The following is a 21,627-nucleotide window of genomic DNA, read 5'->3' on the forward strand; positions in this document are numbered from 1 at the left end:
GAAAGATTTTTCTGAATGCTTACATAATTAAATTTTCGATTTACAGATTTATAACCGAAAATTTAGATTATATCTTATTTGGTTTGCTCACGTATTTATTTCCTTTCACAAAAAATCGCCAGGGCAAAAGTGCGTGTTCTTGTGCATAAGCAATTCCTACGCGGGGTACGGCTGCAATTTCTTCTTCAGAATATTTAATGCCGTGATCTTGCAGCCAGATTTCTTCTCCGTTTAAATCCTTTTTATTAAAAGAAGCATCAATTCCCAATGCTTTTGCGGCAGAACCGGGACCAGAAGAAATAGCCGCTTTTGATACAGGCATTTTTCGTCTGGATTCTATAATTTCATTTCCTATTAATGGTTCAATTGCTCTTATTAAAACAGCATGCGGTTCACCTTCAACAGAACTTACGATATTAAAAAGATGATGAATACCGTAACATAAATAAACGTAAGAAACTCCGCCGCTGCTGTACATTGTTTCGGTTCTATTGGTTCGGCGGCCTCCGTATGCGTGCGAAGCTTTATCCTGTATGCCAAAATAAGCTTCGGTTTCAACAATAATACCGGCGGTTATTTCTCCGTTTATTTGAGTGTAAAGTACTTTTCCTAAAAGGTCTTTTGCCAGAAAAATTACATCAGGATTCAAATAATAGGAATAAGGTATTTTATTGGGATACACTGCAAAGTTTTCTGCCATTTTTTAATCTGTCATTTATAATAATTGTTTAATCCTCAGCCGGCACCAACAGAGAATCCATAAACTTAGCAGTTATGATAGTTCCCTGTTCGTCTTCCCACTGAGTAATAACATTTTCTATAAGGTCGGGCTCAAAACCAATTACTTTCATAACCGGCCCGCCAAATTCCTGACGTACGTGCTGCCCTTTTTTCAACATTATATCCATGTTCTTACAAGTAAAATTAATATTAATTTGATTCTAAATGATTTTTTAAATTCGCAAGATCAGTCTGAACTAATTTTTCAAAATACGGATTTAAAAATTTGGCTGCGCTTTCACCGGCAATTCCAAGCGGAGCATGATATGAAATTGTTATATCAAGTTCGGTAATATTGCCATGAGGTTTAAAAATTACTTTTCCGGCGTTTCTTATAGTCGAACCATCAAGAGAAATCCAGCTTAGAAGTTTATCTTTTCTGTCTTTTACAATTTTGGCTTTCCAGCTTATAGATCCAATTCCGCCTGGACCTTTTGCCGTCCATTCAGAGGTTGTTTCATCAATGGTTTTAACACTCGCAAGATGACTCAAAAATTGTGGTAAATTTTCAAGATTTCGCCAATAATCATATACTTCGCCCACAGGTTTATTAATTACAGTGTTTAATCTGATATTTATGTTTGATGCTTTGTCATTCATTAAATGTCCTGCAGCATCATATATAGGACAATATCCTGAAATTCCTCTTAAAAGCATTGCGCCTCCCGCTCCGGCTTTGCTTATACTTTTGTTTTCTTTTGATAAAGCATTGTATAACAAATAAGCCCCGCTTGTTACCATTAAAACTCTTTCTAATGTTGAAACATTTTTCTTTAACTCAAATTTTGATTTTTGTCCTTGCTGTGGTATTGCTGTTGTGATCATAATTATTCGATTTAAATTGTTAATTATAATAGATTAAAATTAAGGTCTTTATGAAAATTTTGTTTACAGGATTTTCAGGATTGATTATACAATTATGCGGATGGTTTTCATTTGTATTTGAATTGTCCCTGATTCCTGTAAATGATTCTTGTAATTGTATAAATATGCTGTAAATGAAGGTTTTACTTTTGGGTTTATTATTAACTAAAAAGATTATTTATGAAAACGTTATTTAAATTTAGAATCCTGATGGTGATTCTTTTAGGAATTTTGGCATTTGCCTGTAAAAAGAATGAAAACAATACAGATCCTCAGTATAACTCTGAAACCGACAGTATGAATATGTCTGTTGATACAGTTGGTCCGGCAATAGATTCAGCTGCAACTTTAAATTCAGATCAGCATGGTCAAAATGGAACAACAGGGGCAACAGGCGAAGGTTCTACAGGATCCGGAACTGCGGGTTCAACACAAAAAGGAAATCAAAATGTTAGAACTGATTCGATTAAAAAGTAATGTAATAATGGACATCTTGTAATTAATAAGCCGAATTCTAAAATTTCTTTCCTTTTAACTTTAGTTATTTTGTTTTAATGCATTGTTTACTAAATGCTTACTATTTGTAAAACTAAAATAACAGCTATGAAATTACCTAAAGAAATTATTAACGGCTTTTTAATATTTGCAGGGATTGCATTATATTTCCTTTTGATGGAGGTTTTAAATCTTTCTCATCTTTTTTATTTACGATTACTCAATGTTCTTTTCATTTTTTATGGTGTAAACAGAAGTCTGCAAATGAATCTTGCAGAAGGAAAGAATGGTTTTGTTCCTAATGCTATTTCGTCAATACTAACTTCGTTTACAGCTGTGGTGATCAGCATTATTGCACTTGTAATTTACAGTTATGCTAAAGGCGGCGATAACTATGTAAAATCATTATCGTCAGCTTTTATGTTCGGAGGAAAACCTTCGGTTATGACATACAGTTTGTCTCTGTTTTTTGAAGGAACAGCATCGTGTATTATCGTAACACTTTTATTGATGCTGTATTGGAATAATAAATATGCAGCAGATTAATTTTAATTAAAGCATAAAAAAATCCTGAAAAGAATTTTAAATTAAGTTCTTTTCAGGATTTTTCTTTATTACTGAAGTTTAATCTTCATCATCATCTTCGTCTTCATCCGCTTTTGACTCGTCAAGTGTTCTTCTGTTGGCATCGTTGTCAAAATCGTCATCATCATCTTTGTCTTTGCTTTTAAGATCTTCATCAAGATCCTGGGCAATTTCTGCATTTTTTTGAAAGAAAGGATCATCGGTATCATTTTCATTTTCTTCCCGGTCATGATATTCAGGCGTGTGTTTGTGCCTTTGTGAATCATTCTCATGCTGATTGATAGCTGGATCTTTTTTCTCCATGGTTTCAGAATTAATAGATTCACTGGCCGAATGATCTGCTGCGTGATAAATAAGATCTTCCTGATCGTAGTTATCATAATTTTCTCTAGACATAACTGTAGTTTTTAATGTTGTTAATATTTGATTTTAAATTGATTGAGATTGATAAATTCCAATATGGACTATTTAAATATCAGATAGTTTTGAAGGATCTGTTGCTTCTTCAATACTTTTTCCTTTCATATTTTCTTCCATTTGCTCTTCTATGGAATCCTCATCATGTTGACTTTTATGATTTTTTAAAAGTTCACGAGCCTGCTTTAGCCCAGTGGCAATAGCAATTCCTTCTTCGGCGCCATCCTGTAGTAAAGCATTGGCTATTTCTACCGCTTTTTCTCTTAATTCAGCCGGCTGATTTTTATAAGATGGAGGAAAGTCTCCGTTGTACCAAGGCATAATCTTATTATTTAGAGTTAAAATTCCTTACGCTTAAAAAAGCTTACAAATAAAATTACAACTCCAATCTGTAAGCCTGTTATAGAATGTTGAAACGGTTATTATATTATTGCTATGATAATCTGATATTTATGGATTTCCTTCGCCGCCGCTCGCACCATAAATCTGACCTGTGGCATAACTGGCGTCATTGGCAGCAAGCTGAACATAAATTGACGCAAGTTCGGCTGGTTGTCCCGGTCTTCCCATTGGAGTTTGTGAACCAAATTCTTTTAGTTTTTCCATTGTAGCACCACCGCTTACCTGCAGCGGAGTCCAAATAGGTCCCGGAGCAACACCATTTACTCTAATTCCTTTTGGTCCAAGTTGTTTTGCCAGCGATTTAATGTAATTTGTAGTAGCCGCTTTTGTCTGTGCATAATCGTATAAATCTTCAGTAGGCGCATAAGCCTGTACAGAACTTGTTCCGATTATGGAAGATCCGGCTTTGAGATAGGGAAGCGCAGCTTTGATGATCCAGAAAGGAGCATAAATATTGGTTTTCATTGTAGCATCAAAATCTTCTGTAGAAATATCTAATACTGAGGCATGTGTTTGTTGTCTGGCTGCGTTATTGACTACAATATCGAGTCCGCCCAATTCCTTTGCAGCTTTTTGAACAAGTGAAGTACAGAAAGATTCATCGCGCAAATCTCCGGGAATTGCAATGGCTTTGCGTCCTTCGGCCTTAATTAATGCGATTACTTCTTTTGCATCTTCTTCTTCAGTAGGATAATAATTGATGGCTACATTAGCGCCTTCTCTAGCATAAGCAATTGCGGCAGCTCTTCCCATACCAGAATCACCTCCTGTTATTAAAGCTTTACGGCCTTTTAATCTTCCTGTTCCTTTATAGCTTTTCTCACCATGATCGGGACGTGGATCCATTTTGCTCACAAGGCCAGGCCATGGCTGTTTTTGTTCTTTAAATGGTGGTCTTGGATATTTTGTAGTTGGGTCTTCTGATCCATTTGATAATTGCGTTTCTCCTAAATTTAATCCATTTGCCATCATAGGATTAATTGCTGCCGTTGCAAGCACAGCTCCCATACCAGTTATGGCGCTGCGGCGTGATATTGCTTTTTTAATTTCCATAATGCTATTATTTTAAGTTTTATCTCTTAAAGAGTAATTGATAATCAGTCAAATATAGATAAGGCTCAAATATGATTTTTATAGAATTACAGCTATATGTTGCAGAAATATAAGGGGATAATCCAGGCGTCTGTCTACTTTCCCTGCATTGCAATTAAAAAAAAGCGCTAAAATTTCATTACTTGTCACAAGACAAGTGCCACAGGTTTTATTCGCTCTTTCTTTGCATAGTATTAAACAAACAAATAGTATGGAAACCGAAAAAACAAACACACAGAACGAATTAAATTCATCATCAAAAAGTAAAAACACAATTGTAATTGTTCACGGAGCATGGTCATCTGCTAATGACTGGCATCATGTTGCGGGTTACCTTAACTCTGCAGAAAACAATCTAATCATTGTAAATCTTCCGGGGCACGGAACTGATGAGACACCCATTTCGAAGATTAGTTTGCAGCTTTATGTTTATGAAGTTTTAAAAGCCATTGGCAGCGAAACTAATGTTACACTTGTAGGTCACAGTTTTGGCGGAATAGTAGTAAGCGAAGTCGCTGAACTGATTGCTCCGCAGATCAAAAAACTAGTTTACATTGCCGCTTTTGTTCCTCAAAACGGGGATAGTTTATTGTCGCTTGCGCAAATGGATTCAGAGAGTCATGTAGGTAAAAACCTTATTGTAAATGAGCAGGCGGGAATCGCTTCTATTATTAAAGAAGCAATTACAGATGTATTTTTAGCTGATGCTCCAAAACCAGTAGCAGAATATGTAACCAATAATCTGCGACCAGAACCTTTAGCACCGTTATCTACTCCGGTTACATTAACTGATGCAAACTTCGGAAAAGTGGCTAAAGTATATGTTCATAGTCAGAATGATCATACGATTGGATATTCACTTCAGCAAAAAATGGTTGAAAATGCCGGAATCTCAAGAACGTACTCACTTCCTTCTAGTCATACTCCATTTATAGTATTTCCTCAAATACTTTCTTCAATTATAGCCTTAGAAGCTAAATAAAAAACATTTCACAAATAACATTTTAAAATTTACAATCATGAAAAAATTCAAATTGATTCAATTTGTCATGGCAGCTTGCGCCCTGATTTTATCATCTTGTTCAAATGATGATACACAACCTGAATCTAAAAATTATGTACTCGTTCATGGCGCATGGCAGGCTCCGTATGTATGGAAGTCAGTTAAAACTAATTTAGAGAAACAAGGCAATAAAGTAATTGTTGTTGAGCTGCCGGGCCATGGTACTGATAATACTTTTCCAGGTGCTATAACGCTGGATGTGTATAAACAGAAAGTAATAAATGCACTTTCAACAATAGACGGAAAAGTGATTTTAGTAGGTCATAGTTTGGGAGGCATGATAATTTCTTCTGTTGCAGAAGCTGTTCCTTCTAAAATTGAAAAACTGGTTTATGTGGCAGCTTATCTACCGACTTCAGGCCAGACATTAGATGAGTTAGCACACATGGATCCTGATTCTCAGCTTGGTGTTACGGGTAACCTAATTTTTAATTATGATGGTGGTACTGTAGATGTAAAGCAGGATCAAATCGTGAACTTGTTTATTCCTGATGGCACTTCGGAAGTTCAGAATCTTGTATTAAAAAACTATAGAACAGAGCCTTTAACTCCATTTATTAATCCTGTAAAACTGACTGATCAAAATTTTGGATCAGTGAAAAAAGCTTACATCAAAACTTTACAGGATCGTGTTGTGTCGCCGTATTTACAAAACAAAATGATTGCAGCAGGAAAAGTTGAATCGGTGTACGAAATAAATACAGGACATAGTCCATTCCTTTCAAAACCAGATGATTTATCATCAATATTAACAAAAATAGCAACAAACTAATTATAAACAAATAACAAATATATATCATGAAAAATTCAATTTTATTACTAGCAGTACTATTCTTTACAACTATTACAGCTTTCTCACAAACGAACAAAGTTAAAAACGAAAACACAATTGTAATCATCCACGGCGCATGGTCATCATCAAATGATTGGCAGCACGTTTCAGAAGATTTAACTGCTGGTGGAAACTCCGTTATTTCCGTGAACCTTCCGGGACATGGAAGCGATAATACAGCAATTTCAACTATCAGTTTAAAGCTTTATGTTGAAGACGTTAAAAAAGCCATTGGAAACAAACAAAATGTAATTCTTGTTGCGCATAGTTTTGGCGGAATCATAGCAAGTCAGGTGGCTGAAGACATTGCTCCTCAGATCAAAAAGGTAGTTTATATAGCGGCTTACGTACCAAAAAATGGAGAAAGCTTATTGTCTCTTGCGCAAACTGATGGAGAAAGTCATATTGGAAAAAATCTTATTGTAGATGAGAAAGCAGGAATTGCAAGCATCAAAAAAGAAGGTATTGCTGATGTTTTCCTTGCGGATGCTCCTAAACAAGTTGCAGATTATGTAAGCAATAATTTAAAACCAGAACCATTAGCACCTTTAGCGACTCCGGTAACTTTAACTGAAGGCAGATTTGGAAAAATCAGTAAAGTATTTGTTTACACTTTAAATGATCACACAATAGGTTATTCGTTGCAGCAAAAAATGACAAAAGAGGCGGGTATAGAAAGATTATATGCTCTTCCGTCAAGTCACACACCTTTTATCATGTTCCCACATGTTTTGGCTCAAATCATTGCTGTAGAAGCTAAGTAATTACAACTTAAATTAAATATCACAGGTAAGAATTATTGTTAGTCAATAACAATTTTAATAGCGCTTTCACCGACAAATGGTGGTTCTTATCCTAATCATTAAATAAAATCTAAGAACAAATGGAAACACAAGAAAAAATTTTAGAGGGTGAATTCACCCATAAAACAGCACCAACAAAATCGATAAACGTAAATGGAGCCGATTTTACTTATCGCTCTTTTGGAAAGAAAGAAGGCATACCGGTTATCTTTTTACAACACTTTACAGGAAACATGGATAATTGGGATCCTGAAGTAACAAATGCAATTGCGAGTAATTATCCTGTAATATTATTTAACAACAGAGGCGTGGGAAGTTCAAACGGAACCACTCCTGAGAATGTATCGGAGATGGCACAAGATGCTGTTGCTTTTATCCGTGCTTTGGGCTACAATAAGGTTAATATTTTAGGTTTTTCTCTTGGCGGATTTATAGGGCAGGAGATCGCCGCAAATTATCCCGAATTGGTGAATAAACTTATATTGGCAGGCACAGGATCAATAGGAGGAAAGGCAATTGCGCAACTGGAGTCGCATTTAGAAAAAGCTTTTGTTGACGGACCTGAAAGGGTATTGATTAATCTTTTTTTCAGCAAAACGCCAAGCAGTATTAAAGCGGGTGAAGCTTTCTTAGAAAGACTATCTGAAAGAAAAGTAGACAGGGATTTACCAACGAGCCAGGATACAATTGCAAGTCAGGCTAAAGCCATTATAAATTACGGTTTAGCAACAGATGAAAACAACTCACAGCTTAAAGCTATTAAACAGCCTGTGCTTATTGTTAATGGAAATCAGGATAATATGGTCGATTCTATCAATTCTTATATCATGCTTCAGAATATTCCGAATTCAAAACTAGTACTTTGGAGTGATTCAGGTCATGGCGGGATTTTTCAGTATTCCAAAGATTTTTCGCAGGAAGTAAATTCATTCTTATTGAATTAAGATCAAATTGAAGCAGATAATTTATAAAAGAAAACCGGTTGCTGTGCTATTGTTTGAGATGATGGTTGAAGAAATAGCATCAGTAATCGGTTAAAAAAAAACAATAAACGATTGGTTTATGCAATTGCAAAAAGAACATAAATTTTGTTATTCAATACATATAATATTCCTGCTCATTTTCACGGTTTTGATCTTCTTTCAAAGAAAAAAAATGCTGACAGCGCAAAGGAGAAATCTGGAACTGGAAAAGCAAATTAGTGAAATGAAGAGTGAACGGGAACTTCTGCAAAAAGAAATTGAATTGAGAAACAGGAAACTTTCTGCGAGAGCATTATATCTTTCGGGCAGAAATCAGCTGATAAATAATTTAATTTTATCTATAGAAAATATACCAAAACTCTCGAAAGTTCCCGCTTTAGATATTCATATTAAACACTTAAAAGATTATTTAAGAAGTGACAATGAATGGGAAACATTTGTTTTTCATTTTGAAGAAGTAAATCCAGGTTTTCTGGCAAGACTTCGAAAATTACATCCTGAATTAACCTCAAATGATATGCGTTATATTGCTTATATCTATATGAATTTAACGACCAAAGAGATTTCAAATCTTTTGAGTATAACCATATATGCAAGTAAAAAAAGGAAAGAGAGAATTATTTCGAAGATAAAACTTCCTGAGGATATGACTTTATACTCTTATCTCTCAAATATTTAGAAAAAATGTCTCTCATTTGTCTTTTCATTGTCTCCTTTTTTTTCAGATGTTTTAATACTGTGTTTTATCTAATTATTTGGTAATTGACTATTTTTGATCTGCAACGGTCTTGTAAAGAAGCTGTTGCGTATAATATTAACAAAGAAACCAATGGACAAACAAGGACTAAAAAATTATATCATAAAAAATTTACCATTTCCAGATCGTACTTTAGATGAAGTGGTAGAATTCTTTGAAGAAATTACTATTAAAAAAAATGAATTTTTTCTTAAAGAAGGAAAAATAAATGAACATTATTTCTTTTTGCAGAGCGGTTTTATGAGAGCGTTTACGCATGATATTGATGGAAATGAAATCACTACCAATTTTTATCAAAAAGATAGTGTGGTATTTGAAGTGTCATCCTTTTATTTAAAAACCAAGTCATCTGAAAATATACAAGCAGTTACAGATTGCAGAGGTTTTGCCATCAGTTATGATCAATTAAACGCATTGCTGCATACCGTTCCGGAGTTTAGGGCTTATGGAGTGAAAATGCTTGCAAAAGAATATATGATGTTTAAAAAACGGGCGCTGGAATTAATTAATCTTAGTGGTGAAGCCCGATATGAAAATCTTATTACGACCAATAAAGAGATATTTCAATTTGCACAGCTCAAACAAATAGCATCTTATCTAAATGTTACCGATACATCATTAAGTAGAATCAGACGGGAATTTTCAAAAAAATAACTCATTTTTGTTACTCATTTAAATCAATTATTACATGCCAAATATTGCAAGATTTTTTCTAATCAACTTTTTTTCTTTAGTGTCATTATCTCTTTTTAGTCAGGAAAATGCAAAGGAAGAAATGATGATTAAAAAACCGCTTTTCTTTAATTCAAAACATACAATTGACATTAATGGAAAGCCCATAAATTTTACAGCAATTGCAGATGAAATATTTCTTAAAAATGATGATAATAAAGTTATAGCCAGTGTATTTAGTTTTTCTTATATAAAACAAAATAAAAAGAATGGAGTCAGACCTGTTGTTTTTGTGTTCAATGGCGGCCCGGGCTCATCTTCTATCTGGCTGCATTTGAGCAGTATTGCACCGTGGAAAGTAAAATTAACTCCGGAAATTAATTCTTCTAACTTACCTCCATTTGGATTAGAAGCTAATACAGATTCTTTACTGGACGTAGCCGATTTAGTTTTTGTTGATCCTGTAGGAACTGGTTTTAGCCGAATAATTTCCCCAGGGACGCCACAAGATTTTTATGGAGTAGATCAGGATGCTGAATCAATGGCGCAGTTTATAGAAAAGTGGCTGATAAAAAATAATAGATGGAATTCTCCAAAGTTTCTTATTGGAGAAAGTTATGGAAGCCAGCGGGTTTCAGTTCTTCCAAGAGCGCTTATGGGCGGAGTAACTTATTCTGGTGTAATGAGAGGCATTACATTAAACGGTATTATTATGCTGGGAACTACGCTTGAATCGCCTTTAAAAAAGTTAACCTCCGAAGAAAAATTAGAAAGAGCGGCATCATTACTTCCAACTTTATCAAAAACAGCCTGGTATTATAATAAAATTGATAAAACGGTATCTTACGGAGAGTTTCAAAAAGAAGTTTCAGCATTTGCAGAAAAAGAATATTTGAATGCACTTTTACAGGACAATCAGCAAAAACTTTCGGAAACAGAAAGGAATGTTATTATTGAAAAACTTTGCAAATACACAGGATTGCCTAAAGATTTTTTTTCATCAACACTAGAAATAGCTCCAAAAAATTTCGTCGACAGTCTTTTGTCGAAAGAAAATCTACAGATTGGATTATACGATACAAGATACAATCTTTCGCTTGAGCATTCTGGTAATGATCCAGTTGCAGACGATCCGGCAATGGGAAGATACGTTCCCGGATTTACGGCTGCTTTTAGAGAATTATTAGCTTCAAAATTAAAAATTGACATTCAGGATCCGTATAAAACTATTGATTGGAAAAATATTTCGTTTCAATGGCAATGGGCACGTAAAGAGACCAAAGAAGGTCCTGATTTTACTGACGATTTAAATGTCGTTTTACGCAGAACGCCAAATTTAAAAGTATTTATAGCGGGAGGAAGTTTGGATTTGTCTACTCCTGTGGGTTATGCTAAAATAACGACAGAAAAAGCAAATTTCCCTGCTGACAGAGTCATTTTTAAAGAATACGAATCGGGTCACATGCTTTATTTAGGTAATACAGGAACAGTATTTAGCGTTGATGTAAGATCGTTTATTTTAAGTTGTTCCAACAAAAATTAAAAACTCACTTTATAATTATTGTAAATACAAGAAGATTGTCCATGAAAAAACAAACCTACATTATTGTCCTATTTTTTTTTATTAATCTAATTCAGGCACAAAAGAATAGTCCGGATTATTTTGCATTAAATGGTGTTTTAAAAAATAATTATAAAGGATATTTATATGTTTCTTATGCTGATAAAAAAGATAGCTGTTTTGTAGAAAATAATAAATTTTCTTTCAAAGGGCATATACCTGGAGACATGACAAATGTATTTTTCTGGTTGAAAGGAAAAACTTGTATTATGAAAAAAGAATTTTTTCTCGAAAATAAAAATGTTAAAATCAACTTAGCTTTTTATGAAGAAATCCAAAATAAAGATACGACAGTCTTTTTTCATGCAACTTCAATTGTGGGTACAAAAACAGCTCTAATTCAGGACGATTATGAAAGGTTTGCCGCTAGTAATTTATATGCTAAAGACCGTCATCAAAAGCTATACAGAAAGCTAAACACAATGGCAGTTAAAGACCCAAAAAATTATTATGTGGGTAATTTAATAGAGGAAATGTGTTGGGATAGCACGTTGGATAAAAATCAATTAAAAAAAATATACAGTAAATTAGATAAAAAAAATCAACGAAGAGGCAATATTTATGTTATAGAAAAAAAGCTGTATCCCAAAAACGACATAAATGTAAACGATATGGTTTATGATTTTGAATTGCCGGATGAAAACAATACTGTATTTAAAACAGTGTCTTTAAAAGGGAAATGGTATCTTATAGATTTTTGGGCCACCTATTGTAGTATTTGTATCGCTGCATTTCCTAAATTACAAAAGATTCATGATTTATATAAAGACAGGAATTTTGAAATTTTATCAGTTTCCGTTGATAAAGATTTGAAAAAATGGCAGAATTTCTTGAAAACACATGACCTAAAATGGAAAAATTTGATTGAAAAAAGAGGTATTGACGATAGCGAAGCTGTAAAAAAGTATATTTCTTTTACCCCCTCAAATTTTTTAATTAGCCCTGAAGGTAAAATAGTGGCAAGCAATATTAGTCCTGAAGATTTAGAAAAATTTCTCAAAAAAAATTTAAAATAATTCCATTTCATTAAAAATGATTTTAATTTTTGTGACGTCTTACAACGTTAATTAATAAGAATTTAGTAATTTAATAGTAAGACGATGTTTATAATTAAAAAAGGATATATAATTAATTATCTGAACATATACTTTTACCGTAGGTAATTAAGGTATCTAATAATTAGTAAACTTTAGTTATCATTTCATCTATAGGCAAACGAACTTTTTTCGTTGCTGCCATATAGTCTTTTTCCGAATCTCGATATCCTAAAGCCAAGATAACTGTAGAATGCAATCCTTTTTCTTTCAAACCCAAAACCTTATCGATAATGGAGGCATTAAAACCTTCAATAGGAGTGGCATCCACTTTCAATTCTGCTGCAGCAATAAGTGCAGTTCCTAGTGCAATATAAGCCTGTTTAGAGGCCCAAATAGCTTTTTGTTCTGTATCAATAGCGCCAAAATAGGAATGCAAGCCATTTCTAAATCCTGATAAGGCACCAGCATCAAGACCTCTTTGTTTTTCTGTCATTGCCATGTAATTGTCAATGTAAGTCGTAGTCATGTCATTGTAGGCTGCAAAGACCAGCAAATGAGAACAGGATTCAATTTGTCTATTATACGAATCAGTACCTAATTTCTTTTGGATTTCCGGATTGCTTACAACAAAAACACGGTAAGATTGCAGACCACAAGAGGATGCTGAAAGATTTATAGCCTCTAAGATTTGATCGATCTTTTCTTCTGCTACTTTTATGTTATTATAAGCTTTTGTGGCGTAGCGCCATTTTAAATTTTCTATTAAATTCATTGCTGCATCTATCTTAATTTTCAGCAAATATAAATGATATTGTTTTCTTTTTCGAGGCTTGAATTGCTATGGGAAACTTCAAATAGGTCATATTTTGGTTCTCTAAAGAATAATTATCTGTTTTTCCTTATTATTATATTTGTAAAAAGATTAATAATCTTTAAAAGTATTTGAAAAAAGAATAATTATCTTAATTTTTATGTTTTGTAAAATATTAATTCTTTTAGTTTCAAATTTGCAGGGTAAAAAAACTAAACCTTGTCATCAGATGAAAGCGAACATACAAGAAGATTTAAGAAACAAAAATCAGGATATTGAAAACACCCAGAATACAATCCAAAATGATTTTGTGTTCACGCTAAAAAGTACTTGTTTAGATGAAAATTATCACCCTTCAAGTAAAACGCGTCTGACAACCAATTTTGCCAACTTGGCAAGAGGAGCTAATCGCCAGCAAAACTTGCGTAATGCCTTAAATATGATTAACAATCGATTCAATGCATTGGCTCATTTGGATAATCCAAAAGGGGATCGTTACCATGTGGAACTTGAAATTCTCACAGTAACGATGAGTATTGATGATAAGAATGGCAGTAACGATCTACCGATGATTGAAGTTTTAAAAACGAATATTATTGACCGTAAGACTGGCCAGCAAATCGAAGGAGTTGCCGGAAATAATTATTCCTCGTATGTTCGGGATTATGATTTCAGTATTTTATTGATCGAGCATAATAAAAATAAATCTGTTTTTTCTATTCCTGAAAATTTTGGTGATTTGCACGGAAAACTTTATAAGTGCTTCGTTAATTCAACTACTTATAAAGAGTACTTTAAAATGTCACCGATCATTTGTTTAAGTGTATCGAGCAACAAAACGTATACCCGCACTGAATATCAGCATCCGGTTTTGGGTTTTGAATATCTGCAGAACGAGTATTCTCTCACTGATGAATATTTTTCTAAAATGGGTTTAAAAGTTCGTTTTTTCATGCCTCCGAACAGTGCGGCACCAATGGCTTTTTACCATTCCGGAGATCTGCTAGCTGATTATACTGATCTTGGATTAATCAGCTCAATCAGTACGATGGAGACTTTCCAGAAGATTTATCGCCCTGAAATTTACAATGCAAATTCAGTGGCTGGGAAAATCTATCAACCTAGTCTTAAACACGAAGATTATTCGCTGACTCGTGTAGTTTATGACCGCGAAGAGCGAAGCCGACTGGCTGTTGAACAAGGCAAATATGCAGAAGAGCATTTTATTAAACCTTATAAAAATGTTCTGGAGCAGTGGTCTGCTAATTTTACCCTTTAATTGATTACAACGCATTAAAATTATACTATTATGAAGAAGTTATTATTACCAACCTCAATTGTTGGAAGTTTACCCAAACCTGCGTGGCTGGCACCACCTGAAAAACTTTGGTCGCCTTGGAAATTAGAAGGAGAGCAATTGCTTGAAGGAAAACAGGATGCGCTGCGCATTTCTCTGCAGGAACAACAATTGGCAGGTTTGGATATCATTTGTGACGGCGAGCAGACACGACAACATTTTGTAACTACTTTTATTGAGCATTTAAGCGGCGTAGATTTTGAAAATCGTAAAACAGTAAAAATCCGTAACCGTTATGACGCGAGTGTTCCTATGGTTGTAGATGAGGTTGCACGCCAGAAAGCAGTTTTTGTTGAAGACGCTAAATTTCTTCGTAAACAGACAAACAAACCTATAAAATGGGCATTGCCAGGTCCATTGACAATGGTAGATACCTTGTATGACGACCATTATAAAAGCCGTGAAAAATTGGCTTGGGAATTTGCAAAAGCACTCAATGAAGAAGCAAGAGAATTGCAGGATGCAGGAGTAGATATTATCCAGTTTGATGAACCTGCATTTAATGTGTTCTTTGATGAAGTAAACGATTGGGGAATGGCAGCATTAGAAAGAGCTATTGAAGGTTTACACTGCCAGACTGCGGTTCATATTTGTTACGGTTATGGAATACAGGCCAATACGGATTGGAAAAAGACATTAGGTTCTGAGTGGCGTCAATACGAGGAAATTTTTCCGAAAATTCAAAAATCTAAAATTGATATAGTGTCTTTAGAATGCCACAACTCCCATGTGCCTTTAGATTTAATGGAATTGGTTCGCGGCAAAAAAGTAATGGTAGGAGCCATTGATGTCGCAACCAATACTATCGAAACACCCGAAGAAGTAGCTGATACCCTGCGTAAAGCTCTTGAGTTTGTAAATGCTGAAAATCTTTACCCTTCTACAAACTGCGGTATGGCTCCGTTGTCTCGAAGCGTAGCCAGTGGCAAGTTAAATGCTTTAAGCGCAGGAGCAGAAATTATACGCAAAGAACTTGGGATTTAGTCTCAATATATTATTAATGGAATCCGTACCTCTACGGAGGAATAATATTTAAAACACATTGAACAAATTATTTGAAGTATTAAAAAAAGCAGGTTTCGACGGTTTCCTGCTAATGATAGCCACAATGATTCTGATGGCTTATTTTTTGCCGAAACCAGGCATGATCAAAGAACCCGTTTCATTGGAGGAAATTGCGAATGCTGGCGTTTCCCTGATTTTCTTATTTTATGGCATGCGGTTGAGTGTTGAGAAACTAAAAGCCGGACTTTCTAACTGGAAAATGCACATTGTCGTTCAGTTGACCACCTTTTTATTTTTTCCGCTTATTGTTTTGGCATTTCGCCCGTTGTTTGTCAATAACGGCTTTGAGTTGCTTTGGCTGGGTGTATTTTTTCTGGCAGCTTTACCGTCTACAGTATCCTCTTCTGTAGTCATGGTTTCTATCGCTAAGGGAAACATTCCTGCTGCCATTTTCAATGCGAGTATTTCCAGTTTGATCGGAGTAGTGGTTACGCCGCTTTGGGTTGGGCTGTTTATAGCTTCTGCAACGGGCGATTTTGATGTCAGTACTATCGTCATAAAGTTGATTCTTCAAGTTTTGCTTCCTGTCATTATTGGTATCAGCCTCAACTCCCGTTTTGGTTCCATTGCCGAAAAATACAAAAAACAGCTCAAATATTTCGATCAGGCAGTTATTCTAACGATTATTTACACGTCGTTTTGCAAGTCATTTTCTGAACATCTTTTTGAAGGCTTCACCGCCCCTGAACTTGCCGGACTCGCTGCAGGAATGATGGCCTTATTTTTTGCTGTATTCTTTTGTGTCGGACTACTCAGCCGCCTGCTTGGCTTTTCAGATGAAGACCGTATTACAGTCTTATTCTGCGGATCTAAAAAGTCATTGGTACACGGCACCGTCATGTCAAAAGTACTTTTTCAGCACAGTACCATTACCGGAATCGTATTGCTGCCATTAATGCTTTACCATGCCTTGCAGTTGATTGCCGCCAGCATCATTGCTCAGGGGATGGCTCGACGAAAAGAAGTCTAATTTTTTATACTGTTAAAGTGAGTCTTTCAGGTTTTAGTTTTTGTGATTTATTTAAAATAAGATTTCTGTATTGTTTTTAATTATATTTGAAGAATTTTATTCTGTATTACAAATAAATTAAACCAAAAATATTCTATGGAACAAATAGACGATATTGATCTTAAGTTATTAAATATATTACACGATAATTCTAAATACACTGTAAAAGAACTTGCTAAGATGGTAAATCTTTCAGCATCGCCTGTTTTTGAGCGGATTAAAAGATTAGAAAACAATGGTTATATTAAAAAATATATAGCCTTGTTAGATGCAGAAAAATTAAACAGAGGGTTTATTGTTTTTTGTAATATCAAATTGAAACAGCACGATCGTAATATTGGAAATCAGTTTGTTAACGATATTATGAAAATAGAAGAAGTTGTAGAATGTTATAATATCTCAGGAGATTATGATTTTTTAATGAAAGTTTCTGCCAAAGATATGAAGCATTATCAGGATTTTGTGTTTAATAAATTAGGATCAGTTGAAAGTATAGGGAGTACCCAAAGTACCTTTGTTATGTCGGAGATAAAAAATATGTATGGATAGTTCCGCGATGGCTTATTTTTGAAATTCACCTTAGCTTTTTTGGCAGAAAATGTATTTAAGCCCATTTGGAATATTTTATATTTAACTACTACTTTTATACTGTTTATTTCAAGCACACTAAGAATTTCTTTGGCCTATCAATTTACAACCGCATCAGTTTGAATATTTATTTTGTTCGAAACCTTGTCTTTTACAATACTTGGTATCTCAATACTAAAATCACTCGCATTTACAGTAAAAGCAGATAAAATAGTAATGCCATTTGCAGATTTGCGTATTCTTGCTGTGGCTTTTATATCCTTGGATTTTCCGTGAAGTTCCAGTTTTCCTTTTATGGTAAAAACTTTAAAATCAGTAGTTAGACTGTTAAGATCAAAACCATCTATTTTTCCTTTAAATACAGCTTTTGGATATTGGTCACTTTCAATATAATTTTCATTAAAGTGTTCCTCCATCAAAGCAACCTTAAATTGAAAACCTTTCATAAGGGCTAAACTCGCAATTTCTCCTGTTGCAGGATTCAAAACAAAAGTAACATTCTTATTTACTGCCTTGACTTCTTCAAAAGAAGGAACAGAAGCTTCAAAAGTAACTTTCCCTGATTTACTAATCATTTTTTCTTGTGAAAAACTAATAGTGCAAACACATAACATTGAAATGAGTATGATTTTTTTCATTATTCTGTCTTTTATTTTTTTATAAAATCATTCTGTTTTGTTCGGCTTTTATTTTAAAACTGCAATAATTTGAACTTTGACTTTATTATCCAGTTTATATTTAATAAGCGACGGAATTGGAATACTAAAATCACTTGCATTTACTTCAAAATCAGAAATAAAAGTAATTCGGGAGCCCGATCTTGTAATTTTTGCATCGGCATTTATATCCTTAGATTTTCCATGCACTTCTAATTTTCCTTTTATAGTGTAATCTTTATAATCTTCAGTTAGATTTTTAATGTCAAAACCTTCAATTTGTCCTCTAAAAATGGCTTTCGGATACTTATCGGTTTCCATGTAATTTTCATTAAAATGTTCTTCCATTAAAGCCATTTCAAATTCGAATCCTTTCATTAAAGCCAGACTTGCTACTTCTCCTGTCACGGGATTTAAAACAAAAGTTACATTGCTGTTAGTTCCTGCAACCGGCTGAAAAGAAGGTACCGAAGCTTCCAGAGTTATTGTTGCAGATTTAGTTACTATTTTCTCTTGCGAAAAAACAATAAAAGAAGCCAATATCATTGGCATTATTATAATTTTCTTCATGTTCTTGTTATAGATTATTTTTCTAATAATCCATCCTGGTTCCATTTATTTATAATATCAATAGTCGCTTGAGGCAATCTTGGCCCGCCTTGCGGCATTAAGGAACTATCTCCATTTTCTAAAGAAATTCGTGTAAGCAATCCTCGATTTAAAACTGCATTTTTCACCTGTTCATAAGTAACTAAAGACATTGGTGCTCCATTTTTAGGCACTGCTGCATGACATACAACACAGTTATTATCGATAATAGATTTTACATTTTGGTTGTATGTTGCCAAACCATTAATTGGTGTAGGGTCAATTAAAGTACTTGGATCATCGTTGGCACAACTTACAAAGATTGAAGCTACCGATGAGATGACGAAAAAGGTTTTTAAATTCATAAGACTGGTTTTTAGTTATAAATACATGCGTGATTTTTTTAAAATCATCAGGCATTTCAAAATCATATACGTTGAAAAGAATAATACAGATTTGGCAATAGGCATATTTAATGTCTTAAATCCAATACGTATTTTTTAACGTAGATGATTTGAAATACTAAAAACCAGTTATGAGAAAAAAAATACTAACCACGATTTGCCTTTTTATAATAATCGGAATTTCGGCTTGCTTCTATATTTACAAAGGGCATAGAAATATAGAATCAGAAACTGCCGATTATGTTGTAACCGTTAACGAACTAGAAAGAGAGTTTACTGCAAACGATAGTCTGGCTTACATCAAATATCAGGACAAAACAATTGAATTATCTGCACGAGTAACAAGTATTGATAAAGCCAGTAATGGAATTGTTATGAGCGAAAAAATATTTGTGACATTCAAAAATCGTTTGCCGCAAAATATTATATCCGGAAAAACTCTCAAGATTAAAGGGCGTTTTTTAGGATATGACGAATTGCTCCAGGAATTTAAAATAGACCAATCTTCAGTTGTACACTAATACAAATAACAATTTAAAACTAACCTCATGAAAAACTTTATTCTATTACTTTTTTTATTTCCGCTATTAACCTTCTCTCAAACCGATTTGCTGTCTGGAGTAGAAACTCCTTCTACAAAAGAAAAAGTGACATCTGCATTCAAAGCCTTAAAAATCGTTAATCTTGAGTCTACAAAATTGGCCGCAAAAGGCGATTTGTATTTTGTTGTTGCACACCGATTTGGTTCTATTAAAGATGGTTTTGAAGGTTTCTACGGATTGGATAATGCTAATACACAAATAAAATTCATTTACGGTTTAACAAATGGACTTAATGTAAGTGCCGCCCGAAGTGAATTTGCTTATGATTTTGCAACAAAATATATGTTGTTTCCTCAAATAAAAGATGGCTTTCCTGTTGCTATTGCCGGCTTTAATAGTTTGTCTATTAATAATACATTAAAAGAAAGTCTGTATCCGAAACTTCAATTTAAAGACAGGCTGACTTATGTTGCGCAGTTGTTAATTTCCAGAAAATTTTCTGAAAAGCTGTCTTTAGAAATTGTTCCGTCATTCTTTCATCAAAATTTTGTTGAAGATATAGATCAAAGCAATACTCAATATGCCATAGGATTTGGAGGTAGGTATAAATTTGCTAAGCGCTGGTCTTTAAATATGGATTATGCGGCGCATTTAAACAGAGCACCAAATTCACTTTATAAAAATCCGCTATCTATAGGTTTTGATTTAGAAACCGGCGGACATGTTTTTCAAATGCATTTTACCAGTTCACAAGCAATTGATGAAGCGGGATATCTTGGGAGAACTACTGGCGACTGGGCAAAAGGAGATATATTTTTTGGATTTAATCTTGCCAGAGTTTTCTAGTATCTCCTTTATAATTAAATTATTAGGTAATTTCTGTATTTATAATAATTCTAAATTGACCGATTTATAACGATTTCTAAAACCACAGGAATAAAGTATTCGTAAATAATTTTCAAAACCTAAAAATTATGAAAATCAATAAAAACATCAAAAAAGGACTTTTGATACTGAGCGGAATACTTGGATTATTTATCGCCATTTTGCTTTTTCACATCATAACAGCAAAACCACCCGTTTATGATACTCCAAATCTGCAAGTAAGCAGAATCGATTTTAAATCGGATATCGATTCTCTGCAAGCCAGACAAATTTGTGCTGACTTAAGAAGTATAAAAGGTCTGACATCTGACTCCATTATTGTTAAAAGAAATGTTGTGGTGTATTTCCACAATAATAAAATTACAAACTCTGAGAAAGTTTTCAATGAGTTAATGGCTAAAAGACATTATGATGCCAAGCGTTATATTTTACCAGCAAATCTGGCAAGCAAAGAAGTTTGCCCTATGGATCAAAATAGTTTGAGCTATAAATTATCTCAAAAAATTAATCGTTTTTTTAATTAACCCTTTAATACCTTATTTTATGAAAATTTATTCAAAACTTACACTTAGTGTATTACTTGTTGCATCTGCAACTATGATTTCTTGCAGTAGTAATGATGACGAAACCCCAGAGCCAGCTGCAAAGCCTTCTATTTATGAGCGTTTAGGCGGAACTAAAATGGTTTCTGATCCAGATAATTCGGGTCAAATGATTGAACAGGGACGTTTGAATTTCCGTAAAGTAGTAAATTCAGCTATCGGATTAATTGTTGCTGATATTCAATCGAATGCTTCGGGAAATCTGCAGGCACATTTTGCTCCTTTATTAGCAGAAACTGGAACTACTCAGTCTACTAATATTGCTAAATTATCAGATAATCTGACAGATTTCTTCTCGTACAATACTGGAGGGACAAATGCTGTAAATACATATTCTGGTTTGAGTATGTCAGCTGCACATGATCCTGCAAAAAATCCTCGTATGGGAACAAAATCTAGTAATGCAGATTATACAAAATTTGAAGGATATGTTGGAGCTGCAGCAAATGCAAATGGTGTTGCTTCAAATACAGAACTTTACACAGACATCGTTGCTGTTTTAGAATCATTGAGAACTCCTATAGTTCAAAAATAATTTTCTTATCAAAACGCTGTCTGAAAAGGGCAGCGTTTTATATTTCAATATCATTTTGAAGTATATAAATATTTTTGAAAACCTGCTATTGTTACAATATCAGGAAATTATACAAAATCGCCGGTTTGAATCAATTTATTTCATAGTGATATGAAAAAGTACAACTAGCGTTCTTGTATAAA

Annotated in this window: 29 protein-coding genes; 19 read left to right on the forward strand and 10 right to left on the reverse strand. The window is 33.9% G+C overall.

Annotated features, from left to right (window positions below; genetic code table 11):
* Nucleotides 1–67: 67 nt before the first annotated feature.
* Genes ABDW27_RS22195 through ABDW27_RS22205 form a run of 3 tightly spaced genes read right to left on the reverse strand, consistent with a single transcriptional unit; the run spans nucleotide 68 to nucleotide 1,605 of the window.
* The gene (locus ABDW27_RS22195) at nucleotides 68–700 is read right to left on the reverse strand and encodes a DNA-3-methyladenine glycosylase (protein WP_343697910.1); all 633 of its coding nucleotides are present in this window, start codon (nucleotides 698–700) and stop codon (nucleotides 68–70) included.
* A gap of 28 nt (nucleotides 701–728) precedes the next feature.
* A complete protein-coding gene (locus ABDW27_RS22200) occupies nucleotides 729–899 on the reverse strand; it encodes a hypothetical protein (RefSeq protein WP_343697911.1) in 171 nt (56 codons plus the stop codon).
* 31 nt (nucleotides 900–930) lie between these two features.
* Complete coding sequence (locus ABDW27_RS22205; protein WP_343697912.1) at nucleotides 931–1,605, reverse strand: SRPBCC family protein; 675 nt, start codon at nucleotides 1,603–1,605, stop codon at nucleotides 931–933.
* Nucleotides 1,606–1,655: 50 nt separating this feature from the next.
* Between ABDW27_RS22205 and ABDW27_RS22210 the strand changes: the two genes are divergently transcribed.
* The 3 genes from ABDW27_RS22210 (at nucleotide 1,656) to ABDW27_RS22220 (ending at nucleotide 2,685) form a co-directional block, all read left to right on the forward strand.
* Nucleotides 1,656–1,778: a hypothetical protein gene (locus tag ABDW27_RS22210; protein ID WP_343697913.1), complete on the forward strand. Its 123-nt coding sequence runs from the start codon at nucleotides 1,656–1,658 to the stop codon at nucleotides 1,776–1,778.
* A 46-nt stretch (nucleotides 1,779–1,824) separates the two neighbouring features.
* Nucleotides 1,825–2,121, forward strand: a complete 297-nt coding sequence (locus tag ABDW27_RS22215; RefSeq protein ID WP_343697914.1) for a hypothetical protein — start codon at nucleotides 1,825–1,827, stop codon at nucleotides 2,119–2,121.
* A gap of 126 nt (nucleotides 2,122–2,247) precedes the next feature.
* Nucleotides 2,248–2,685: a hypothetical protein gene (locus ABDW27_RS22220; protein WP_343697915.1), complete on the forward strand. Its 438-nt coding sequence runs from the start codon at nucleotides 2,248–2,250 to the stop codon at nucleotides 2,683–2,685.
* Between the two features lie 78 nt (nucleotides 2,686–2,763).
* On the opposite strand, the gene ABDW27_RS22225 is transcribed toward ABDW27_RS22220, so the two are convergent.
* The 3 genes from ABDW27_RS22225 to ABDW27_RS22235 form a co-directional block, all read right to left on the reverse strand.
* Nucleotides 2,764–3,120, reverse strand: a complete 357-nt coding sequence (locus ABDW27_RS22225) for a hypothetical protein (RefSeq protein WP_343697916.1) — start codon at nucleotides 3,118–3,120, stop codon at nucleotides 2,764–2,766.
* Nucleotides 3,121–3,192: 72 nt separating this feature from the next.
* A complete protein-coding gene (locus ABDW27_RS22230; protein WP_343697917.1) occupies nucleotides 3,193–3,462 on the reverse strand; it encodes a hypothetical protein in 270 nt (89 codons plus the stop codon).
* 129 nt (nucleotides 3,463–3,591) lie between these two features.
* On the reverse strand, nucleotides 3,592–4,596 hold the full coding sequence (locus ABDW27_RS22235; protein ID WP_343697918.1) for an SDR family oxidoreductase: 1,005 nt from the start codon (nucleotides 4,594–4,596) through the stop codon (nucleotides 3,592–3,594).
* 250 nt (nucleotides 4,597–4,846) lie between these two features.
* On the opposite strand from ABDW27_RS22235, the gene ABDW27_RS22240 reads away from it, so the two are divergent.
* From ABDW27_RS22240 to ABDW27_RS22275, 8 genes are all read left to right on the forward strand, one after another.
* Nucleotides 4,847–5,617, forward strand: coding sequence for an alpha/beta hydrolase (locus tag ABDW27_RS22240; RefSeq protein WP_343697919.1), 771 nt, complete (start codon nucleotides 4,847–4,849; stop codon nucleotides 5,615–5,617).
* Between the two features lie 67 nt (nucleotides 5,618–5,684).
* Complete coding sequence (locus ABDW27_RS22245) at nucleotides 5,685–6,470, forward strand: alpha/beta fold hydrolase (RefSeq protein WP_343697920.1); 786 nt, start codon at nucleotides 5,685–5,687, stop codon at nucleotides 6,468–6,470.
* A 26-nt stretch (nucleotides 6,471–6,496) separates the two neighbouring features.
* Nucleotides 6,497–7,294: an alpha/beta fold hydrolase gene (locus ABDW27_RS22250; protein ID WP_343697921.1), complete on the forward strand. Its 798-nt coding sequence runs from the start codon at nucleotides 6,497–6,499 to the stop codon at nucleotides 7,292–7,294.
* 119 nt (nucleotides 7,295–7,413) lie between these two features.
* Nucleotides 7,414–8,277, forward strand: coding sequence for an alpha/beta hydrolase (locus ABDW27_RS22255; protein ID WP_343697922.1), 864 nt, complete (start codon nucleotides 7,414–7,416; stop codon nucleotides 8,275–8,277).
* A gap of 211 nt (nucleotides 8,278–8,488) precedes the next feature.
* Complete coding sequence (locus ABDW27_RS22260; protein ID WP_343697923.1) at nucleotides 8,489–8,995, forward strand: hypothetical protein; 507 nt, start codon at nucleotides 8,489–8,491, stop codon at nucleotides 8,993–8,995.
* Between the two features lie 150 nt (nucleotides 8,996–9,145).
* Nucleotides 9,146–9,727: a Crp/Fnr family transcriptional regulator gene (locus ABDW27_RS22265; protein WP_343697924.1), complete on the forward strand. Its 582-nt coding sequence runs from the start codon at nucleotides 9,146–9,148 to the stop codon at nucleotides 9,725–9,727.
* A gap of 34 nt (nucleotides 9,728–9,761) precedes the next feature.
* Nucleotides 9,762–11,288: a hypothetical protein gene (locus ABDW27_RS22270; protein WP_343697925.1), complete on the forward strand. Its 1,527-nt coding sequence runs from the start codon at nucleotides 9,762–9,764 to the stop codon at nucleotides 11,286–11,288.
* A 41-nt stretch (nucleotides 11,289–11,329) separates the two neighbouring features.
* A complete protein-coding gene (locus tag ABDW27_RS22275; RefSeq protein WP_343697926.1) occupies nucleotides 11,330–12,382 on the forward strand; it encodes a TlpA disulfide reductase family protein in 1,053 nt (350 codons plus the stop codon).
* Nucleotides 12,383–12,545: 163 nt separating this feature from the next.
* Here the strand turns inward: ABDW27_RS22275 and ABDW27_RS22280 are convergent, their stop codons facing one another.
* Nucleotides 12,546–13,175, reverse strand: a complete 630-nt coding sequence (locus ABDW27_RS22280; protein ID WP_343697927.1) for a nitroreductase family protein — start codon at nucleotides 13,173–13,175, stop codon at nucleotides 12,546–12,548.
* A gap of 268 nt (nucleotides 13,176–13,443) precedes the next feature.
* Here ABDW27_RS22280 and ABDW27_RS22285 point away from each other — a divergent pair, with 268 nt between their 5' ends.
* The 4 genes from ABDW27_RS22285 to ABDW27_RS22300 all read left to right on the forward strand — a co-directional run bounded on the left by ABDW27_RS22285 (nucleotide 13,444) and on the right by ABDW27_RS22300 (nucleotide 17,194).
* Nucleotides 13,444–14,493, forward strand: coding sequence for a DUF1852 domain-containing protein (locus tag ABDW27_RS22285; protein ID WP_343697928.1), 1,050 nt, complete (start codon nucleotides 13,444–13,446; stop codon nucleotides 14,491–14,493).
* Nucleotides 14,494–14,523: 30 nt separating this feature from the next.
* Entirely contained in the window at nucleotides 14,524–15,555 is a 1,032-nt protein-coding gene (locus tag ABDW27_RS22290; RefSeq protein ID WP_343697929.1) for a methionine synthase, read from the forward strand.
* Between the two features lie 58 nt (nucleotides 15,556–15,613).
* A complete protein-coding gene (locus ABDW27_RS22295; protein ID WP_343697930.1) occupies nucleotides 15,614–16,606 on the forward strand; it encodes a bile acid:sodium symporter family protein in 993 nt (330 codons plus the stop codon).
* A 135-nt stretch (nucleotides 16,607–16,741) separates the two neighbouring features.
* Nucleotides 16,742–17,194 carry an Lrp/AsnC family transcriptional regulator gene (locus ABDW27_RS22300; protein ID WP_343697931.1) on the forward strand — a complete coding sequence of 151 codons (453 nt, stop codon included), beginning with the start codon at nucleotides 16,742–16,744 and terminating at the stop codon, nucleotides 17,192–17,194.
* Nucleotides 17,195–17,331: 137 nt separating this feature from the next.
* Here the strand turns inward: ABDW27_RS22300 and ABDW27_RS22305 are convergent, their stop codons facing one another.
* The 3 genes from ABDW27_RS22305 to ABDW27_RS22315 all read right to left on the reverse strand — a co-directional run bounded on the left by ABDW27_RS22305 (nucleotide 17,332) and on the right by ABDW27_RS22315 (nucleotide 18,842).
* A complete protein-coding gene (locus ABDW27_RS22305) occupies nucleotides 17,332–17,808 on the reverse strand; it encodes a YceI family protein (protein ID WP_343697932.1) in 477 nt (158 codons plus the stop codon).
* A gap of 111 nt (nucleotides 17,809–17,919) precedes the next feature.
* The gene (locus ABDW27_RS22310; protein WP_343697933.1) at nucleotides 17,920–18,459 is read right to left on the reverse strand and encodes a YceI family protein; all 540 of its coding nucleotides are present in this window, start codon (nucleotides 18,457–18,459) and stop codon (nucleotides 17,920–17,922) included.
* Between the two features lie 14 nt (nucleotides 18,460–18,473).
* Nucleotides 18,474–18,842 (reverse strand): hypothetical protein, encoded by a 369-nt coding sequence (locus ABDW27_RS22315; RefSeq protein WP_343697934.1) that lies wholly within the window; start codon nucleotides 18,840–18,842, stop codon nucleotides 18,474–18,476.
* A 170-nt stretch (nucleotides 18,843–19,012) separates the two neighbouring features.
* Here ABDW27_RS22315 and ABDW27_RS22320 point away from each other — a divergent pair, with 170 nt between their 5' ends.
* From ABDW27_RS22320 to ABDW27_RS22335, 4 genes are all read left to right on the forward strand, one after another.
* Entirely contained in the window at nucleotides 19,013–19,402 is a 390-nt protein-coding gene (locus tag ABDW27_RS22320; RefSeq protein WP_343697935.1) for a hypothetical protein, read from the forward strand.
* 27 nt (nucleotides 19,403–19,429) lie between these two features.
* Nucleotides 19,430–20,269: a DUF5777 family beta-barrel protein gene (locus ABDW27_RS22325; RefSeq protein ID WP_343697936.1), complete on the forward strand. Its 840-nt coding sequence runs from the start codon at nucleotides 19,430–19,432 to the stop codon at nucleotides 20,267–20,269.
* A gap of 128 nt (nucleotides 20,270–20,397) precedes the next feature.
* Entirely contained in the window at nucleotides 20,398–20,832 is a 435-nt protein-coding gene (locus ABDW27_RS22330) for a hypothetical protein (protein WP_343697937.1), read from the forward strand.
* 19 nt (nucleotides 20,833–20,851) lie between these two features.
* Complete coding sequence (locus ABDW27_RS22335; RefSeq protein WP_343697938.1) at nucleotides 20,852–21,445, forward strand: hypothetical protein; 594 nt, start codon at nucleotides 20,852–20,854, stop codon at nucleotides 21,443–21,445.
* Nucleotides 21,446–21,627: the final 182 nt, after the last annotated feature.

Origin of the sequence: Flavobacterium sp. (assembly GCF_039595935.1) — a bacterium.
Lineage (GTDB): Bacteria > Bacteroidota > Bacteroidia > Flavobacteriales > Flavobacteriaceae > Flavobacterium.

What these genes read in the sequence shown, in the direction of transcription:
- ABDW27_RS22195 (WP_343697910.1), bottom strand. Translation starts at nt 700, where the DNA reads ATGGCAGAAAACTTTGCAGTGTATCCCAATAAAATACCTTATTCCTAT.
- ABDW27_RS22200 (WP_343697911.1), bottom strand. Translation starts at nt 899, where the DNA reads ATGTTGAAAAAAGGGCAGCACGTACGTCAGGAATTTGGCGGGCCGGTT.
- ABDW27_RS22205 (WP_343697912.1), bottom strand. Translation starts at nt 1,605, where the DNA reads ATGATCACAACAGCAATACCACAGCAAGGACAAAAATCAAAATTTGAG.
- ABDW27_RS22210 (WP_343697913.1), top strand. Translation starts at nt 1,656, where the DNA reads ATGAAAATTTTGTTTACAGGATTTTCAGGATTGATTATACAATTATGC.
- ABDW27_RS22215 (WP_343697914.1), top strand. Translation starts at nt 1,825, where the DNA reads ATGAAAACGTTATTTAAATTTAGAATCCTGATGGTGATTCTTTTAGGA.
- ABDW27_RS22220 (WP_343697915.1), top strand. Translation starts at nt 2,248, where the DNA reads ATGAAATTACCTAAAGAAATTATTAACGGCTTTTTAATATTTGCAGGG.
- ABDW27_RS22225 (WP_343697916.1), bottom strand. Translation starts at nt 3,120, where the DNA reads ATGTCTAGAGAAAATTATGATAACTACGATCAGGAAGATCTTATTTAT.
- ABDW27_RS22230 (WP_343697917.1), bottom strand. Translation starts at nt 3,462, where the DNA reads ATGCCTTGGTACAACGGAGACTTTCCTCCATCTTATAAAAATCAGCCG.
- ABDW27_RS22235 (WP_343697918.1), bottom strand. Translation starts at nt 4,596, where the DNA reads ATGGAAATTAAAAAAGCAATATCACGCCGCAGCGCCATAACTGGTATG.
- ABDW27_RS22240 (WP_343697919.1), top strand. Translation starts at nt 4,847, where the DNA reads ATGGAAACCGAAAAAACAAACACACAGAACGAATTAAATTCATCATCA.
- ABDW27_RS22245 (WP_343697920.1), top strand. Translation starts at nt 5,685, where the DNA reads ATGGCAGCTTGCGCCCTGATTTTATCATCTTGTTCAAATGATGATACA.
- ABDW27_RS22250 (WP_343697921.1), top strand. Translation starts at nt 6,497, where the DNA reads ATGAAAAATTCAATTTTATTACTAGCAGTACTATTCTTTACAACTATT.
- ABDW27_RS22255 (WP_343697922.1), top strand. Translation starts at nt 7,414, where the DNA reads ATGGAAACACAAGAAAAAATTTTAGAGGGTGAATTCACCCATAAAACA.
- ABDW27_RS22260 (WP_343697923.1), top strand. Translation starts at nt 8,489, where the DNA reads ATGCTGACAGCGCAAAGGAGAAATCTGGAACTGGAAAAGCAAATTAGT.
- ABDW27_RS22265 (WP_343697924.1), top strand. Translation starts at nt 9,146, where the DNA reads ATGGACAAACAAGGACTAAAAAATTATATCATAAAAAATTTACCATTT.
- ABDW27_RS22270 (WP_343697925.1), top strand. Translation starts at nt 9,762, where the DNA reads ATGCCAAATATTGCAAGATTTTTTCTAATCAACTTTTTTTCTTTAGTG.
- ABDW27_RS22275 (WP_343697926.1), top strand. Translation starts at nt 11,330, where the DNA reads ATGAAAAAACAAACCTACATTATTGTCCTATTTTTTTTTATTAATCTA.
- ABDW27_RS22280 (WP_343697927.1), bottom strand. Translation starts at nt 13,175, where the DNA reads ATGAATTTAATAGAAAATTTAAAATGGCGCTACGCCACAAAAGCTTAT.
- ABDW27_RS22285 (WP_343697928.1), top strand. Translation starts at nt 13,444, where the DNA reads ATGAAAGCGAACATACAAGAAGATTTAAGAAACAAAAATCAGGATATT.
- ABDW27_RS22290 (WP_343697929.1), top strand. Translation starts at nt 14,524, where the DNA reads ATGAAGAAGTTATTATTACCAACCTCAATTGTTGGAAGTTTACCCAAA.
- ABDW27_RS22300 (WP_343697931.1), top strand. Translation starts at nt 16,742, where the DNA reads ATGGAACAAATAGACGATATTGATCTTAAGTTATTAAATATATTACAC.
- ABDW27_RS22305 (WP_343697932.1), bottom strand. Translation starts at nt 17,808, where the DNA reads ATGATTAGTAAATCAGGGAAAGTTACTTTTGAAGCTTCTGTTCCTTCT.
- ABDW27_RS22310 (WP_343697933.1), bottom strand. Translation starts at nt 18,459, where the DNA reads ATGAAGAAAATTATAATAATGCCAATGATATTGGCTTCTTTTATTGTT.
- ABDW27_RS22315 (WP_343697934.1), bottom strand. Translation starts at nt 18,842, where the DNA reads ATGAATTTAAAAACCTTTTTCGTCATCTCATCGGTAGCTTCAATCTTT.
- ABDW27_RS22320 (WP_343697935.1), top strand. Translation starts at nt 19,013, where the DNA reads ATGAGAAAAAAAATACTAACCACGATTTGCCTTTTTATAATAATCGGA.
- ABDW27_RS22325 (WP_343697936.1), top strand. Translation starts at nt 19,430, where the DNA reads ATGAAAAACTTTATTCTATTACTTTTTTTATTTCCGCTATTAACCTTC.
- ABDW27_RS22330 (WP_343697937.1), top strand. Translation starts at nt 20,398, where the DNA reads ATGAAAATCAATAAAAACATCAAAAAAGGACTTTTGATACTGAGCGGA.
- ABDW27_RS22335 (WP_343697938.1), top strand. Translation starts at nt 20,852, where the DNA reads ATGAAAATTTATTCAAAACTTACACTTAGTGTATTACTTGTTGCATCT.